This is a genomic window from Polaribacter vadi, from assembly GCF_001761365.1.
Lineage (GTDB): Bacteria > Bacteroidota > Bacteroidia > Flavobacteriales > Flavobacteriaceae > Polaribacter > Polaribacter vadi.
In genome coordinates this window covers 690,129-706,595 of record NZ_CP017477.1, presented here as the reverse complement: position 1 = coordinate 706,595, position 16,467 = coordinate 690,129, and the positions used below count along the sequence as shown (strand labels likewise).

The 16,467-nt window shown below is 30.0% G+C and carries 16 protein-coding genes; 5 read left to right on the top strand and 11 right to left on the bottom strand.

The annotated features are described in order from the left end of the window. The first annotated feature begins 95 nt into the window (after positions 1-95). Together LPB03_RS03205 and LPB03_RS03200 are read left to right on the top strand one after the other, a co-directional pair. Positions 96-1,631, top strand: a complete 1,536-nt coding sequence (locus tag LPB03_RS03205; protein ID WP_065319307.1) for an SDR family NAD(P)-dependent oxidoreductase — start codon at positions 96-98, stop codon at positions 1,629-1,631. Between the two features lie 113 nt (positions 1,632-1,744). Continuing rightward, positions 1,745-2,794, top strand: coding sequence for a zinc-binding metallopeptidase family protein (locus tag LPB03_RS03200; RefSeq protein WP_065319308.1), 1,050 nt, complete (start codon positions 1,745-1,747; stop codon positions 2,792-2,794). A gap of 107 nt (positions 2,795-2,901) precedes the next feature. On the opposite strand, the gene LPB03_RS03195 is transcribed toward LPB03_RS03200, so the two are convergent. The 11 genes from LPB03_RS03195 to LPB03_RS03145 all read right to left on the bottom strand — a co-directional run bounded on the left by LPB03_RS03195 (position 2,902) and on the right by LPB03_RS03145 (position 12,365). After that, positions 2,902-3,642, bottom strand: coding sequence for an acyl-CoA desaturase (locus LPB03_RS03195; protein ID WP_065319309.1), 741 nt, complete (start codon positions 3,640-3,642; stop codon positions 2,902-2,904). 57 nt (positions 3,643-3,699) lie between these two features. Continuing rightward, complete coding sequence (locus LPB03_RS03190; protein ID WP_065319310.1) at positions 3,700-4,269, bottom strand: Crp/Fnr family transcriptional regulator; 570 nt, start codon at positions 4,267-4,269, stop codon at positions 3,700-3,702. Between the two features lie 143 nt (positions 4,270-4,412). Next, the gene (locus LPB03_RS03185) at positions 4,413-5,090 is read right to left on the bottom strand and encodes a type 1 glutamine amidotransferase domain-containing protein (RefSeq protein ID WP_065319311.1); all 678 of its coding nucleotides are present in this window, start codon (positions 5,088-5,090) and stop codon (positions 4,413-4,415) included. A 32-nt stretch (positions 5,091-5,122) separates the two neighbouring features. After that, positions 5,123-5,755 carry a nitroreductase family protein gene (locus LPB03_RS03180; protein WP_065319312.1) on the bottom strand — a complete coding sequence of 211 codons (633 nt, stop codon included), beginning with the start codon at positions 5,753-5,755 and terminating at the stop codon, positions 5,123-5,125. Positions 5,756-5,777: 22 nt separating this feature from the next. After that, positions 5,778-6,362 (bottom strand): TetR/AcrR family transcriptional regulator, encoded by a 585-nt coding sequence (locus LPB03_RS03175; RefSeq protein WP_065319313.1) that lies wholly within the window; start codon positions 6,360-6,362, stop codon positions 5,778-5,780. 261 nt (positions 6,363-6,623) lie between these two features. Next, on the bottom strand, positions 6,624-7,523 hold the full coding sequence (locus LPB03_RS03170; RefSeq protein ID WP_065319314.1) for an EamA family transporter: 900 nt from the start codon (positions 7,521-7,523) through the stop codon (positions 6,624-6,626). Positions 7,524-7,646: 123 nt separating this feature from the next. Continuing rightward, positions 7,647-8,936, bottom strand: a complete 1,290-nt coding sequence (locus LPB03_RS03165) for a mechanosensitive ion channel family protein (RefSeq protein WP_065319315.1) — start codon at positions 8,934-8,936, stop codon at positions 7,647-7,649. Positions 8,937-8,955: 19 nt separating this feature from the next. Beyond that, on the bottom strand, positions 8,956-9,594 hold the full coding sequence (locus tag LPB03_RS03160; protein WP_170324213.1) for a thiamine phosphate synthase: 639 nt from the start codon (positions 9,592-9,594) through the stop codon (positions 8,956-8,958). Positions 9,595-9,630: 36 nt separating this feature from the next. Beyond that, positions 9,631-10,242: a DEAD/DEAH box helicase gene (locus LPB03_RS03155; protein ID WP_065319317.1), complete on the bottom strand. Its 612-nt coding sequence runs from the start codon at positions 10,240-10,242 to the stop codon at positions 9,631-9,633. 89 nt (positions 10,243-10,331) lie between these two features. Further along, positions 10,332-11,579, bottom strand: a complete 1,248-nt coding sequence (locus tag LPB03_RS03150; protein ID WP_065319318.1) for a cation:proton antiporter — start codon at positions 11,577-11,579, stop codon at positions 10,332-10,334. A 51-nt stretch (positions 11,580-11,630) separates the two neighbouring features. Next, the gene (locus LPB03_RS03145; protein WP_065319319.1) at positions 11,631-12,365 is read right to left on the bottom strand and encodes an arylesterase; all 735 of its coding nucleotides are present in this window, start codon (positions 12,363-12,365) and stop codon (positions 11,631-11,633) included. Positions 12,366-12,465: 100 nt separating this feature from the next. On the opposite strand from LPB03_RS03145, the gene LPB03_RS03140 reads away from it, so the two are divergent. Genes LPB03_RS03140 through LPB03_RS03130 form a run of 3 tightly spaced genes read left to right on the top strand, consistent with a single transcriptional unit; the run spans position 12,466 to position 16,467 of the window. Beyond that, the gene (locus tag LPB03_RS03140; protein ID WP_065319320.1) at positions 12,466-13,155 is read left to right on the top strand and encodes an ABC transporter ATP-binding protein; all 690 of its coding nucleotides are present in this window, start codon (positions 12,466-12,468) and stop codon (positions 13,153-13,155) included. Beyond that, positions 13,155-15,686 carry an ABC transporter permease gene (locus LPB03_RS03135; protein WP_231953130.1) on the top strand — a complete coding sequence of 844 codons (2,532 nt, stop codon included), beginning with the start codon at positions 13,155-13,157 and terminating at the stop codon, positions 15,684-15,686. The genes LPB03_RS03140 and LPB03_RS03135 overlap by 1 nt, the downstream gene beginning before the upstream one ends. Positions 15,687-15,720: 34 nt before the next feature. Next, positions 15,721-16,467, top strand: coding sequence for a 5'-nucleotidase C-terminal domain-containing protein (locus LPB03_RS03130; protein WP_065319321.1), 747 nt, complete (start codon positions 15,721-15,723; stop codon positions 16,465-16,467).

Sequence of the window (16,467 nt, the reverse complement as noted above, 5' to 3'; positions counted from 1 at the left end):
AAATTAACTATGTCAGTTCGAGTGATTATGCTTTTTTGCATAATTGTATCGAGAACTAGTATAAAATCATCAGTAAAATTCGTTTTACCATTATTATGAGTGATAAAAAAAACAATCCAGAAATTACTAATTGTATTCAAACAATACAAGGTTTGTTGGATGATACCAATCAGCTTTTTGAGTTACCAGAAGCACAAAGAGTTGCTTTATTAAAAGTAGCAGGAGAATTGTCAAGACCAAATCGTGATGAATTTCAACGAAGAAGAAAAGATGCTAAAAAAGCTGCAAAACGTAAGCAAATTGAAAGCGATAAACATGCAAGAAAATCGACTGGAATTCGTTCTGCAAGAGAAGCTGCTTTATTTGTTGCACCAAAATTATTAGGAGCAGCACAACTTAATGAAGATACACCAGAATTAGAATCTCCAAGAAATTGCTACGTTTGTAAAACTGTGTATACAAAATTGCATCATTTTTATGATACGATGTGTACAGAATGTGGTGACTTGAATTATGCAAAACGCTTTCAAACAACAGATTTAAAAGGACAGGTTGCTGTAATTACAGGATCTCGTTTAAAAATTGGGTATCATATTACTTTAATGGCTTTACGTTCTGGAGCCACTGTAATTGCAACTACGCGTTTTCCTGCAGATTCTGCAATTCGATTTTCTAAAGAAGAAGATTACAAAGATTGGAGCCATCGTTTGCACATTCATGGGTTGGATTTAAGACACATACCAAGTGTAGAAATTTTCTGTAATTATATTGAGCAAAAATATGATCGATTAGATATTTTAATCAACAATGCTGCACAAACAGTAAGAAGACCTTCAGGTTTTTATCATCATTTAATGGAAAATGAAAAGAAACCAATTACTGAATTACCAAAATTAGCGCAAAGATTATTAGAAAATCATCAAGAATGTTTGCAGGAGATTTCAGATTTGAGTATTTCATCAAACAAAACCAATAAAAATAATGTGTTGCCAGTAACTTGGCATGGACCAGAACCAGGAATTGGTTTGAGAAATTCGGCTGAATTATCTCAAATTCCTTATAGTTTTGATAACTCTTTACAAACTGCAGAAGTTTTTCCTGAAGGAAAATTAGACGCAGATTTACAACAAGTAGATTTAAGAAAAACCAATAGTTGGCGTTTAAAATTAGGAGAAATTGAAACCACAGAAATGGTGGAAGTTCAACTAGTAAATGCAGTTGCACCTTTTGTGTTGTGTAATCGACTATCAAACTTAATGATGAAAGAAAACACAGGTAAAAAGCACATTATCAACGTTTCTGCAATGGAAGGGAAATTTCATCGCTTTAAAAAAGAAGACAGACATCCACATACAAATATGGCAAAAGCAGCGTTGAATATGCTAACCCATACTTCATCAGCAACATTTGCAAAAAAAGGTATTTATATGAATGCTGTTGATACAGGTTGGGTAACAGATGAAGATCCTGCTGAATTATCAAAAAAGAAAGTGGAAGTGCACGATTTCCAACCACCTTTAGATATTGTTGATGGTGCTGCAAGAGTTATGGATCCTTTAATTGATGGGATTAATACTGGCAAACATTGGTCTGGAAAATTCTTAAAAGATTATTTTCCTATTGATTGGTAAATTGAAATTATGAGTTGTAATGTTTGAAAATAAAATTTTATTTGAGATGATTTTATTTTAAAAAACATCAAATAAATAGTATAATTTTACCGATTATTAAATTGTAAAATCTTATGAAAATATTTCAATGTGGCAATTGTAAAACCTCCATTTATTTTGAAAATGTTGAATGTGATAATTGTGGACATTTAACGGGTTACAGAGCTGAAGATCGTAAAATGCTTACGTTCGATTTTGCAAATGACACCCTTATTTCTGATAGGGAAGGTATTGAATACAAATTTTGTAAAAACAAAGAATATAGTGTTTGTAACTGGGTGTTAGAAAAAGATTCTCCTGAAGAATTTTGTTCTGCTTGCCAATTAAATAGAACAATTCCTAAACTTGCTGATGCTGATAATTTCGAAAATTGGACGCACATGGAAATCGCAAAACATCGTTTAATTTATCAATTGCAAAAAATTGGTTTGTCTTTGCCAAATAAAATGGACAATGATGATATTGGTTTGTGTTTCGATTTTGTATCGAATAAAAGCAATCCAAAATTAATGACAGGACATGCCAATGGTGTGGTTACTATTTTAATTCGTGAAGGGAATTCTGTTTTGAGAGAAAAGGCTCGTAAACAATTAAAAGAACCTTACAGAACTTTGGTTGGGCATTTAAGGCACGAAGTTGGGCATTATTTCTGGGATCGATTAATTAGAGATAATCCTGATACTTTAGCAGAATACAGAACTATTTTTGGAAACGAATCGCAAGATTATGGCAAGGCTTTAGAAACGTATTATAAAACAGAAACACCAAAAGATTGGCAAAAAGAGTTTATAAGTCAGTATGCAACTTCTCATCCTTGGGAAGATTGGGCAGAAACTTGGGCACATTATTTGCATATTATGGACATGGTTGAAACTGGTTATTTCTTTAAAATAAGTGTCAACTCTATTGCAGATAATGACGATTTTAAAACAAGTATTTCTTTTGATCCTTATACCATCGAAAATTTCGACAAAATTGTAGAAAACTGTGTTCCTTTGTCGTTTGCTGTAAATAGTATGAACAGAGCAATGGGAATTCCTGATATTTATCCTTTTGTGATTTCGCCAGTAATTATTGAAAAATTACGTTTTATACACAAACTTTTATTGACGAAAAGAAACTAATTTTTTTAGTATTTAAAAAACTAAAAACCACTATATTCATAAAGAGTATAGTGGTTTTTAATTGAAATAAATTAAGTTTATTCCATCAATCTTAAAATTACTTTAAATTACTTTTTTACAGGAATTGCTTTCAGTTTTATAATTTTAAAGAAGTCTAAAACTCTTATAATTAAATAAGTGATATCAATTTCCTGCCATTTTACGCCAAAATTTGCGCTTGTTGCGTGTTTATGGTGATTGTTATGATACCCTTCTCCCATCATTAAAAAATCGAAATGAAAAAGGTTTTTACTCGTGTTTTTCATTTTAAAGTTTACATACCCATAAATATGACCAAACCAATTGATAATAACTCCATGAATTGGCGCCATTAAAAGTGCGACTGGTAATAAAATCCATTGCCATAAAGCTGTTGTAAAATAAGCGAAAAAGAGAACGTAAAAAGTAATCCATAAAAGTCTAGAAAAACGAGAACTTGCAAAAGCATCAAAAGATTTCCATTGAGGAACGTTTTTAGTAAATTTTTGATCAACTTCAATTTTTTGATCATTTATATCTTGATAAATGGTTTTTGTTTTCCACATCATCGCAAATAAATTATCATCAAAAGAAGGTGAATGAGGATCTTTTTCGGTATCTGTATAAGCATGATGCATTCTGTGCATAATACCATAACCATAAGCACTTAAATAACTAGAACCTTGAAAAAGCCACGTTAAAATAAAGGTGATACGTTCTGTAAATTTAGACATCGTAAATACTTGATGTGCAGCATATCTGTGTAAAAAAAAGGACTGGAAAAATAAACCTCCATACCAAAGTATCAATACAAAAATAATTATTGTCATTTATTTTTTATGCAAAGGTAAGTTGATATAGACTAGTAAACAATGAACCTAAATCAATTAAACGCGTTTGCGAATTCTACTTAAAGCTTGTGCAGTAACACCAATATAAGAACTAATATATTTTAAAGGAATTACTTTTATAAGTTCAGGTCTTTCTTTAAATAAATTCATGTAACGTTCTTCTGCTGATAAGTTTAGCAAATTTTGTTCTCTTTTAGATTTGATTAAAAAAAGACGTTCTGCTGTTAAGCGTCCTATTAAATTTCCAATTTGAGTTTGTTGATACACTTCTTGCAAATCTGCATACGTAATACTTAAAAGCGATGTTTCTGTTAAGGTTTCCAATTGATACAAAGAAGGTTTTTGCATTAAAAAAGAATCATAAGCACTTATAAATTGATTTTGAAAACTAAAACCAAATGTAATTTCTTTGTCAGGGTTTTCTTTAGGAATAAATAAACGAACAACACCAGACTCTATAAAAGAAATATAATTTTCTACCTCATTAATTTTTAAGAAAATTGTCTTTTTAGGAATGACATTTCTTTGTAATTTAGAGGTGAAAAAATCCCAATCTTTCTGAGAAATTTTGGCAACTTTATCTAAATACGCTTTTATTTGTTCCAAATTTAAGAGGGTCTTTTTAGTGATGCTAAGATAAGGTTTTGTTTAATTTTGTTAAGATTAATCAACAGGAATATTACATAATCAACAAAAGAAAGCCTATAATTTCTTATAGGCTTCGTGTGTAAATAAAATTTATAATTTGCTTACTTTAAAAGGTTATATAATGTTTCTGCAACTAATTTTGAAGAAGCTGGGTTTTGTCCTGTAATTAAATTACCATCTTTTACAACATATTCAGCCCAATCTTCTTTTTTAGAATACTGTCCTCCATTTTCTTGTAACATATCTTCTACTAAAAAAGGAACAACATCAACCAAATCAACCGCTTTTTCTTCGCTATTTGCAAAACCAGTAACTTTTTTACCTTTTACAATAGATTCTCCATTTTTGCCTTTTACATATTTTAAAGCTGCAGGAGCATGACATACAAAAGAAATTGGTTTTTCTAATTTGTTAAAAGTTTCTATTAACGTAATAGAATGCTCATCGTTTGCTAAATCCCATAAAGGTCCATGACCTCCTGGATAAAAAACTGCATCAAAATCTGTAGGATTCATCTCTGCAAGTTTATGCGTATTGTTAATTAAGTCTTGCGCTTTTGCATCGTTATGAAAACGTTTGGTGTCTTCTGTGCTTGCATCTTCAGTATCACTACTTGGATCAATTGGCGCTTTTCCTCCTTTTGGAGTTGCTACTATAATTTCTACGCCTTTATCTAACAACGTATAATAAGGTGCTGCAAATTCTTCTACCCAAAAACCAGTTTTCTTTCCAGTTTCTCCTAATTTATCATGTGATGTTAATACGAATAATATTTTCATGGTGTTTATTTTTTTAATTTAAGATTTCTATTTTATTTGTATTCAGTGACTAATTTTGAGATTGGTTTTCTAACTTTTTCTAGGTTTACCAACCAATCTTCTGAAGCATCTCTATAACCAATTGGTAATAAAACTGCACTTCGTAAGCCTTTTTCTCTTAAGTTTAATATTTCGTCAACCTTATCTGCGTCAAAACCTTCCATAGGTGTAGCATCTACTTTTTGAAAAGCAGCTGCTGTTAATGCAGCTGTAAAAGCAATATAGGCTTGTTTAGAAGCGTGTTGAAAATTTTCTTCAGCACTTTTTTGTGGATAAGAATTTAACAATTGTTGTCTGTAGTTTTCCCAACCTTCGTTTTTAAAACCTCTAATTTCGTTGGTTAAATCGAACATATAATTGATTCTTTCTGCAGTATATGTATCCCAAGCTGCAAAAACGAATAAATGAGAGCATTCTGTAATTACAGATTGATTCCAACCTACTTTTTTAATTTGTTCTTTAATTTCATCATTGGTAATCACCATAATTTCAAAGGGTTGCAAACCACTAGAAGTAGGTGCAAGATTTGCAGCTTCTATAATATTATCAATTTTATCTTGTGATACTTTTTTACCATTCATGGCTTTTGTTGCATATCTCCACTTTAATTTTTCTAATAATTCCATTTTCTTTTTTTATAATTTATGATTAATTAATAATACGAATGCTATTCCAAGCACAGTTATACGCATCTTCTATGTGCGAATTATCTAATTGAAAAACGCCTTTTTTTTGATTTATCATTAAAAATGATAAAGGATTTATAGAATAAGCATACAGTAAATAATTCGAAATCGGTTTTATGATTCCTTCACGTTTGCCTCTTTCCCAAAGGGTTAATAAAGGCTGTAAATGCTTAATTCCTTCTTCTTTGCTTGTTTCATCAATAATAGGTGAATTGTCACATTGTGCTAAAAACAGGGCATTTTTTACTTCTTTTAATTTAAAATTGGCAATTCTCTTCCAAATATTTTCAAACCCTTCTTCTACAGACATCTCTGTTGAATACGTAGCAAAAGCATATTTTGTATACGCTTCTTTTACTTGTATGTAGGTTTTGTTCACCAAATCTTGTTTATTATCGAAATATAAATATATAGTTGCAGGCGATACGTTTGCCATTTTTGCAATTTTACTCATGGGTGTAGCATGAAAACCGCTATTATTTACAAGCATTATTGTAGCTTCTATGAGTGCGTTTCTTTTTTCGATACTTTTTTTGAGTTGTGCCATTTTTTTAAATTCTGATACAAAGATACGTAAAAATGAACGTTCATTCTTTTATTTAACAAAACTTTATTAATAAGATACTTAGCTTTTTTTTTAAAATTAAGATTGATAAGTATGTATGCAGTTTCTAAAGAGAAATAAACAATTTGTAAGAAAGATGTTTATCAATAAATTGGAAGTTTTAAAAAACCTTTGTGAAGTTTAGACAGACTTTCATTATATCAATTAAGTTTCTAGAATGATTTATAAAACATCAATTTGACTTTATGAATATAAAATCAGAAAAACTCCTATTAAAATACCAGCTAAAGGAATTAATTTTTTACGTTTATTATGTTCTCTAAATAACAAACCACCAATAACCACAGCAATAATAATTTGACTTCTTTTAATGGCAGATAAAAGCATAATTAATGCATCAGGATCTTGTAAGGCTTTAAAATAGAAGTAATCTGCAGTTTGTAAAAGAACTCCTACAGCAATAATTGTCCAACGAAATTTAAAAGCTTTTCGTTTTTCTTTCTTCGGAAACCAAGTAATCGATAAAATGATAAGTAAAATTAAAATGGTGTAAAAGCAAAACCAAAACTGTAATGTTTGTGGATTCAACGTTAAATTCTGAATCAGAAATTTGTCATACAAACCACTGGAAGCTCCTAAAAAAGTAGCGCCAATGATGGCAAAAATCCATTTATTCTTTTTAAAGTTGATGCCTTCTTGTTTGCCGATTTTAGAATATAATAGCACTGAAAAAATAATCAAGAAAAAACCAAGCCATTGTAAAAAGGTTGGGTTTTCATCATAAATTAAAATAGCTCCAATAAAGGTGAAAAAAGGGCCAGCTGAACGAATTGGAGTTACAATGGTAATTGGCAAATGTTTTAAAGCTGCATAGGCTAAAACCCAAGAACCAGTCATAATTATCGATTTTATAAAAATAAAACCATGTGTTTGTATAGAAATTGGTGTAATGTAAAACCCTATTTTTTGAAAATATTCAGGATTGTAAACTGAGCCAATAAAAAACGGAATAAATACTAAAAAGCCTGCTAATAAAGTTCCTAAAAGAACTGGTAAAACTTCATTTCCTTGAACAGCGTGTTTTTTACATAAACTATGTAAGCCTAAAAAAAGCGCCGATAATAATCCTAAATACATCCACATAATGCGCGCGAAGATACTTTTTTACTGTCTGTTAAGATTGATAAAACTTCGTTTATTTCTAAAACGATTTCTTTAAGTTTTTATCCGAAGAAAAGAATAAAAAATAAGATTTTAAAAGTAATTTTATTCGTCTTCTAAATCGATTTTATCAGTAATAGTTCCTTCCTCATTTCTTTGCACAAAACTAGAGTTGCTTGGCAATTCGAAAATTTCTAAATTAAAATAAGGAACAGCAGCAATAACATGATCAAAAATATCGGCCATAATATATTCGTAGTTTTGCCAACGTTTATCACTACTAAAGGCATAAATTTCTAACGGAATTCCTTGAGTATCTGGTGCTAATTGACGCACCATAATCATCATTTCTTTATTTGTGCCAGAATGATTTTCGATATACGTTTCTATATATTTCCTAAAAACACCAATATTCGTCATGTTTCTACCATTTAAAAGGAGCTCTTTGTTGATGTTATTTTTTGTATTATAAGCATCAATATCTTCTTGGCGATTTTCTAAATACGTGGTAATTGATTGAATTTTTTTAAACGAATCTAATTCATCATTCGTAACATAATGAATACTGTCTAACTTAATATTTACAGATCTTTTTATTCTTCGACCACCAGAACTTTGCATTCCTCGCCAATTTTTAAAGGAATCAGCGATTAAAGCATAAGTAGGAATTGTAGTAATGGTCATATCGAAATTTTGGACTTTTACTGTTGATAAATTAATCTCAGTAACATCTCCATCAGCTCCATATTTCTCAAAAGTAATCCAATCTCCAATTCGAACCATATCGTTTATGGAAACTTGAATACTGGCAACAAATCCTAAAATTGTGTCTTTAAAAATTAAAATAATTACTGCAGAAGCTGCACCAATTGTGGTAATAAATTTTATAAACTCGATGCCTGTAATAATTGCAAAAGCCGACAAAATACCTATTGCCCAAGCAAAAATCATAAAAACCTGAATGTAACTATCTATAGGTTTATCTCCTAAATTGGGTATTGTTTTTAAAAAATCTCTGATGCTATTTAAAAGACTCCTTACAATCCAAATAACTAAAATAATGGTAAAGACTAAAAAACTTTTAAGCACAAAGTTTTCAAAATAAGGGAAATCTTTAAAGATTACAGGAATTAAATTTAAAGTAAATATTAGTGGAATAATATGAGCAATATTTTTTGGTGCCTTATTTTTTATAAGCAAGTCATCAAAATTGGTTTTAGTCTTTGAAGATAGATTTGTAAAAAAAGACAATAGGATTCTTCTAATAATATAATGAACTAAAAACGCTGCAATAATTGTAAACGCTAGTAGAACTAACATATTTAAATACTTAGCAGTATTTTCTGATAGTCCAGTTTTTAGTAAATAATCGTATAATAAATTTCCGATTTCCATTATTTTTATTTTTTAAAACTCAAAAAGTGTGTCTTTTTTCTTCTGTTGATGATGCCTTTAATAATTGATTGTATGTTTTTATAATATCAAAATTATTGGTAATTTCTTCTGAAACAGCAATGCCAGAAATACCCGTGTTTAAAATTGCTGAAACATCGTTTGTTGTAATTTCTCCAAATCCTAAAATTGGTGTTTCTGTATGTAATGCTTCTGTAATTAATGTATAACCATTTAAACCTAAGGCTTTTGGTGAATTTTCTTCTTCAGTTGAATTTTTAAATGGACTTAAAGTTATATAATCTACTTGTTTTTTCAATAAGGTTTCACAATCTTGTAAAGTGTTTGCAGAGCCACCAATAATTTGCCAAGTATAAACGTGCTTTCTTGCTTCAATAGGGCAGGAGTGGTTTTTATCTAAATGAACACCATCTGCTTTTATTTCTTTAGCAATTTTATAATGTTTGTTAATAACCAATCTTGTTTGAAAATGAGTGGTAATTTCTTTCACTTCATTGGCTAATTTTAAAAACTTTTTTTCAGAAATAGTGTCTAATTTTAACTGTACAATTTCAATACCAGAAGTACAGGCTTTTTGTATGTTTTCTAAAACTTCTTTTGGAGAATTTCCTTCAGAGATATAATGTAATTTCGGAATCAAAATTGTTAATTTTTTGTGGTTTGTAAATCTTAAGATTTAAATAGAAACTGTTTTAGCATATTGCATAAAATAGTTTTCAAAACGTTTTAATGTAGGATGCATTTTCTCTGCATACATTACAAATTGGCATTTATGGATGCTTTGTGTAATTAACATTAAATCTGATGTAGATGTGTTTTTTGTTAAAAAATCGGCATCATCAATATTAAAAATCTTTAACTGAGTGGTGTTTAAACCTTCTAGTAAAAGCAACTTATTCATTATTTTTGGGGTGGAAATTAAAATATCTACACCTTCAAATATTTCTGACTTTAGCAAATCTATATGTTGTTTTTCATCAGCAACATACACACGTAAAGAGGTTCTTTTTGTATACTTTACAAAAGTATCAAACAATTGCAAAGCGTTGTCATTATTTTCTACTAAAACAACGGCTCTTGGAGCAATACCAACAGCTTCACACTTTAATTTGTTTAATGTTGTTAATAACAAAGTGGTAGTTTTTCCGCTATTTTCAGGAGCAATACAAAAAACATTCGCACCACTTTTTATGGTAGGAATACTTGCTTTTTGTAAAGCTGTAGGAAATGAAATTTCTGAATTTTCAAGTACATCTTTTAAATGAGGATGTAATTTTTTGAAAGGCATACGTAAAAGGATTTTAATTTTACAATAACGAGTACAAAGATACACTTACTGATATATTTTTACTGAAGATTTAAGAATGATTTCATAAATTATGAATTCTTTTTTTCAATATCATCAAAAGCATTAATCATTCTTTTAGCTGTAAATCCGTGTAAAATAATAGAAATTAAAATAACCAAGGCAACAATAGAATACAGCTGATTTGCATCTTGAAAATTACCATGTTTTATTGCATACGATAAATAAAAAACAGAGCCAATTCCACGAATTCCAAAGAATGAAATTGCTAGTTTTTTCTTTGGTGTTAAATCGGTTTTATAAAAACTGATATAGCCTAAAAGTGGTCTTAAAATTAACACCAATCCAAAACAAAAAAGTAAACTTGTTGTGGTAATAAAATCTAAAATTCCTGCCATTACTGATCCTCCAAAGAAAATAATCCAAAAAATAATAAGAAATTTTTCTATGTTTTCTATAAAACTTAAACTTGGTTCGCTTTCTGTCTTTTCATTTTTTTGATGTTGATGATAATGTGCAAATAAACCTGCAAAAAAGACACTTAAAAAGCCATAAGAATTTAAAATTTCTGCCAATCCATAAGAAATTAAGGTTAACGAAATCGCCACAAAAGCTTGATGTATTTTCCGATTATTATCATTGGATAATTTTTTAGTAAAATAACTGTATAAAAACCCAATAATAATACCCATTAAAATACCTATTACTAATTTATAAATCAGGTAGAAACTAAGCCACTCTTGCCATTGTTCAGCTCCCAAAGAGCCGTTTTTAGACCAAACAATTGCTAAAAATATAAAAGGAAATGCCAAACCATCATTTAAACCTGCTTCTGCTGTAAGGTTATATTGAATTCCTACATTTTTAGAAGATGCTGACTGTTTTTTATTTAGTTGAATTTCAGAAGCTAAAGCAGGATCTGTAGGTGCCAAAACTGCCGCTAATAAAAGTGAAATTGGCCCATCAAATTTTAAGATATAATAGGTAAATAAAAAAACAGCAACCATAAACAAAGGCATTGTAATGCCTAATAAACGTAAAGGATTTCGCCATTCTTTCCAAGAATAATTTAAACCAATTTTTAATCCTGCAACCATCAAACTAATAATAACCACAAGTTCAGAAAAATGGATGGTTAAACTCTCATTCCAAATAGGATCTGGCCAAGGTAAAGGTGCTTTTAAATAATATAAAATGGCTCCTAAAAAAAGTAATGGAATGGTAAAACTTATCTTAAAACGTTTTAAAATTATTGGAGAAAAACTCGCAAAAAGAGATGTGATACCAACAATTAATAGAATAACAAAATAGGTGTCCATTTCCTTTTTTTAGATACAAATTACTGATAAATATTTTAAAATCCTAAGAATTTATAGAATTGGCTTTAAAACTTCCCAAGTATTTTGAGCCAAAATTTTATGCCCTTTTTTTGTAGGATGAATTTCATCTGACTGATTTAAACTAGAAATACCACCAACATTTTCTAATAAAAATGGAATAAGTGCAATATCGTTTTTTGCTGCCAATTCTGGAAAAATGTTTTTAAATTCTGTAGCATAATCTTGTCCCATATTTGGTGGAATTTGCATCCCAGCCAATACAATTTTTGTTGCTGGATATTTTTCTTTTACAGCATCAATAATAAACTGTAAATTGCTTTTTGTATCCTTCAAATTAACACCTCTTAAACCATCATTAGCACCCAATTCCAAAATAAAAATATCTGGTTCTTGATTCAAAACCCAATCAATTCTGTTTTTTCCAACAGCAGTTGTTTCGCCACTAATTCCTGAGTTTACAACAGTATATGGTAAATCTAAACTATCAATTTTACTTTGTATAATTCCAGGAAACGCATCTTCAACATCGTCTAAACCATATCCAGCAGTTAAACTATCACCAAAAAAAACAATTCTTTTTGTGGTGGTTTGTGGAGTGTTTTTTGTTTCAGTTTTTGTAGGTATATTACTCGAAGAATTTTCTTGTTTTGGAGCTTCTGTTTTGCAGGAAAGCAAGAACATCAACATAGAAAAATAACATAACTTTAAGAAAATAGTTTGTTTTCTCTTGTTGATATATAAAGGCAATTGATTATTTTTCAGCATTAGCTTATTTTGTTTAAATTCCCGTTTTTATAGGAATTACTAGTCAATAAAAACCTTTTGGAAAAGCCAAAAGGAACTTTTTTTAATTAAAAAATTGTGAATGTCAAAGATATTAAAGATTAATGATTTAGAGAAAACTTATACAAGTGGTTCTAAAAAATTAACAGTAATTAGCAATATTTCTTTCGAAGTAGAAAAAGGAAGTATCTTCTCAATTGTTGGTCCATCAGGAAGTGGAAAAACTACGCTTTTAGGGTTGTGTGCAGGGTTGGATTACCCAACTTCTGGAACTGTTGAATTATGTGGAACTTCTTTAGGAGATTTAAATGAAGATGAACGTGCAGCTTTACGAAATAAAAATGTTGGTTTTATCTTCCAAAATTTTCAATTATTACCCACTTTAACAGCGTTGGAAAACGTAATTGTGCCTTTGGAATTACAAGGTGATAAAAATGCTGCAAAAGTAGGAAAAGAATTACTTACCAAAGTTGGTTTGGCAGACAGGTTGCATCATTATCCAACACAATTATCTGGAGGAGAGCAACAAAGAGTAGCTTTGGCAAGAGCCTTCTCTAACAAACCTGCTATTTTATTTGCTGATGAACCCACAGGAAATTTAGATGAAGAAACTGGCGAAAAAGTAATTCAATTGTTGTTTGAATTAAACAAAGAAGCTGGAACTACGTTGATTATTATTACACACGATTTAGAGTTGGCAAACAGAACACAACAAATTTTACGCTTAAAAGGAGGGAAGATTATTGCTAACGAAAAAACAGCCAATATTTAATGAGCAAAAGTAATTTAAATTTTAAGTGGCTTTTAAAAATGGCTTGGAGAGATGGAAAAGCGAGTCTTACTAGATTGATGCTTTTTATGGCGTCTATTATTTTAGGAATTGCAGCTGTTGTTTCCATTCAATTATTTAGCGATAATTTAAAAGACAATATTAAAAAACAATCAAAATCCTTGATGGGTGCTGATTTTATTATTGATAGCAAACAAAAACCATCTGAAAAAGTACAGAAAATTATTGATTCTTTAGGTGCAAATGCATTTGAAGTCAATTTTGTGTCTATGGCTGCTTTTCCTAAAAATGAAGGCACAAAGTTGGTAAAAGTTAGAGCCTTAGAAGGTGCTTTTCCTTTTTATGGAAGTTTAACGACAGTTCCTGAAAATGCAGGAAAAAACTACCAAGAATTAGGAGGTGCTTTGGTAGATGCTACTTTGTTGTTGCAATATGATTTAAATCCTGGCGATTCTATAAAATTAGGAAATGTAACGTTTTCTATTATTGGTGCTTTAAAATCGATTCCTGGTAGTACAGCAATTTCTTCTTCTGTTGCTCCACAAGTGTTAATTCCATTTCGATTTTTAGAACAAACCAATCTTTTACAGTTAGGAAGTAGAAAAGAATATCAATATTTTTTTAAAAATACTACGATTGATTTAGAGGCATTAGATAAGAAAATTGATCCAATTTTAGATGCAGAAAATGCTGATTTAGATACCCATACAAGTACCAGCAGAAACCTTGGAAGAAGGTATGATAATGTTGGTAAATTTTTAAATTTAGTGGCATTTATAGCCTTGTTGTTAGGCTGTATTGGAATTGCTAGTTCTGTGCATATTTACATTAAAGAGAAATTAAAAAACGTAGCTGTTTTAAAATGTTTAGGTGCTTCTAGAAAACAATCCTTTTTAATTTATTTGATTCAAATTATAGCCATTGGTTTCATTGGAGGCATTATTGGAGCGCTCATAGGAATTAGTTTGCAATTTGCTTTTCCTTATATTTTACAGGAGTTTTTACCATTTAGTGTAGATGTTTCTATATCGTTTCAACCTATTTTAATGGGGATTATTTTGGGTGTTTTAATGTCTGTTTTATTTGCATTATTACCTCTTTTGGGTACTTGGTATGTATCGCCTTTAGAGGTTTTGAGAGGGCAAGAAGAGAATCAACAGAAACCTAAAAAAGCACGAATTTTAGTGTTTTTAGCTATTTTACTTTTTATCTTTTTATTCTCTTTTTGGATGTTAAAAAGTGCAATCAATGGACTCGTTTTTACATTGGGTATTTTTGTGACTTTTGCAATTATGGCAGGTGTTGCCAGTTTGTTTATCAAATTGATTAAAAAGTTTTTTCCAACTTCTTGGGGATTTACAAGCAGACAAAGTTTGTTGAATTTATTCAGACCCAACAACCAAACTATGGTGTTGGTTTTAGCCATTGGTTTGGGGACGTTTTTAATTAGTACGTTGTATTTTACCAAAGATATTCTACTTGCAAAAACATCACTCGAAAATAAAAAGACAGACGCGAATATCATTTTAATGGATGTACAAAGCAGTCAGGAAAAACAATTGGTGCAAAATTTTGAAAGCAAAGGGTTAGAAGTTATTGACAACATTCCAATCATTACCATGAGAATGGAAAGTATTCGTGGAAAAACAGCCAATGAAATACGACAAGACACGACTGTAAACATGCGTAAATGGATGCTGAATCGTGAATTTAGAGTTACTTACAGAAGTGAGTTGACTGAAACTGAGGAATTATTAGAAGGCGAATTTATTGGAAAAGTAACTGCAGAAAAACCAGTATTAATTTCTATTGCAGACAATTTAGCTGAAGATGGAAATTTAAAAATAGGTGATGATGTTGTTTTTAACATTCAAGGTGTTTTGATGGAAACCAAAGTTGGAAGCATCAGAAAAGTAGATTGGAGCAGTATGCAAGTCAATTTTATGATTTTGTTTCCAACAGGTGTTTTAGAAAAAGCACCTCAATTTAATGTGATGACAACCTATGCACCCACTGAAGAAAGTTCTGCTGCCTTGCAAAGAGATTTGGTGAAAAACTTTCCAAACGTTACTATTTTAGATTTACGTCAAGTATTTACGATTGTAGAAGATATTTTAGATAAAATATCTTGGATCATCAACTTTATGGCATTTTTTAGCATTTTAACAGGTTTTATTGTGTTGATTGGCTCTGTGAGAAACAGCAAATATCAACGAATAAAAGAAAGTGTTTTGTTAAGAACCTTGGGCGCAAAAAGCAAACAAATTCTAAAAATAACAGCCTTAGAATATGTGTATTTAGGATTGTTAGGGAGTTTAACAGGTATTTTATTATCCTTATTTGGAAGTCAATTATTAGCTATTTTTATTTTTAAAGAACCTTTTATTCCTTCAGGAATTCCGTTTTTAGTGTTTTTACCAGCCATTACAATTTTAGTGGTAGTTATTGGTTTGAGCAATTTAAAATCGGTTTTGCAAAGTCCGCCTTTAGAGGTTTTAAGAAAGGAAGTGTAGTCTAATTCATTATTTTATCAATTAAAAACAATTCATGAAACCAATCTATTTTATCTGTCTATTTTTTTTAGTTACTTCTTGCAAAAAAACAGACAGAACCCTCACAAAAATTACCGCTAAAAATATTACTATTGATAGCACACTAATGGCATCACCAGAAATTGAGAATGTAATTACGCCTTATAAAGAAAAATTAATAGGCGAAATGGAACGAGTTTTAACGTACACAACTATCGATTTAACAAAACAAAGTACTCAAATGCAAAGTAGTTTGGGTAATTTAATGGCAGATTTATGTGTGGAAATGGCAAACCCAATGTTTAAAGAAAAAACAGCTACTACAATAGATTTTGCGATGTTTAATAATGGTGGTTTGCGAGCGTCCATTGCAGCAGGGAATGTTACCAAAGAAAGTGCTTTTAAATTAATGCCTTTTGATAATGAACTTGTGGTAGTAAATCTTTCAGGAGATAAAGTTGAGGAGTTAATCAATTATTTTATTCGCAATCAAAGTGCACATCCTTTATCAAAAAATATAAATTTACGGATTAAAGAAAATGGGTACGATTTAAAAATCAATGGCGAAAAGTTTGATAAAAATAAAACGTATGCAGTATTAACATCCGATTATTTACAAACGGGTGGAGATGGTATGGTGTTTTTTAAAAATCCAGAGCAATTAACAAATCTCAATTATAAAGTAAGAGATGCTGTGATCGATTATTTCGAAAAAAGCGATACTTTAAAGTTTTCTATTGATAATCGTGTAACAATTGAATAA

Excerpts from the sequence above, each read along its gene's own strand:
- LPB03_RS03205 (WP_065319307.1), top strand. The coding sequence starts at position 96 with ATGAGTGATAAAAAAAACAATCCAGAAATTACTAATTGTATTCAAACA.
- LPB03_RS03200 (WP_065319308.1), top strand. The coding sequence starts at position 1,745 with ATGAAAATATTTCAATGTGGCAATTGTAAAACCTCCATTTATTTTGAA.
- LPB03_RS03195 (WP_065319309.1), bottom strand. The coding sequence starts at position 3,642 with ATGACAATAATTATTTTTGTATTGATACTTTGGTATGGAGGTTTATTT.
- LPB03_RS03185 (WP_065319311.1), bottom strand. The coding sequence starts at position 5,090 with ATGAAAATATTATTCGTATTAACATCACATGATAAATTAGGAGAAACT.
- LPB03_RS03180 (WP_065319312.1), bottom strand. The coding sequence starts at position 5,755 with ATGGAATTATTAGAAAAATTAAAGTGGAGATATGCAACAAAAGCCATG.
- LPB03_RS03175 (WP_065319313.1), bottom strand. The coding sequence starts at position 6,362 with ATGGCACAACTCAAAAAAAGTATCGAAAAAAGAAACGCACTCATAGAA.
- LPB03_RS03170 (WP_065319314.1), bottom strand. The coding sequence starts at position 7,523 with ATGTGGATGTATTTAGGATTATTATCGGCGCTTTTTTTAGGCTTACAT.
- LPB03_RS03165 (WP_065319315.1), bottom strand. The coding sequence starts at position 8,936 with ATGGAAATCGGAAATTTATTATACGATTATTTACTAAAAACTGGACTA.
- LPB03_RS03155 (WP_065319317.1), bottom strand. The coding sequence starts at position 10,242 with ATGCCTTTCAAAAAATTACATCCTCATTTAAAAGATGTACTTGAAAAT.
- LPB03_RS03150 (WP_065319318.1), bottom strand. The coding sequence starts at position 11,579 with ATGGACACCTATTTTGTTATTCTATTAATTGTTGGTATCACATCTCTT.
- LPB03_RS03145 (WP_065319319.1), bottom strand. The coding sequence starts at position 12,365 with ATGCTGAAAAATAATCAATTGCCTTTATATATCAACAAGAGAAAACAA.
- LPB03_RS03140 (WP_065319320.1), top strand. The coding sequence starts at position 12,466 with ATGTCAAAGATATTAAAGATTAATGATTTAGAGAAAACTTATACAAGT.
- LPB03_RS03135 (WP_231953130.1), top strand. The coding sequence starts at position 13,155 with ATGAGCAAAAGTAATTTAAATTTTAAGTGGCTTTTAAAAATGGCTTGG.
- LPB03_RS03130 (WP_065319321.1), top strand. The coding sequence starts at position 15,721 with ATGAAACCAATCTATTTTATCTGTCTATTTTTTTTAGTTACTTCTTGC.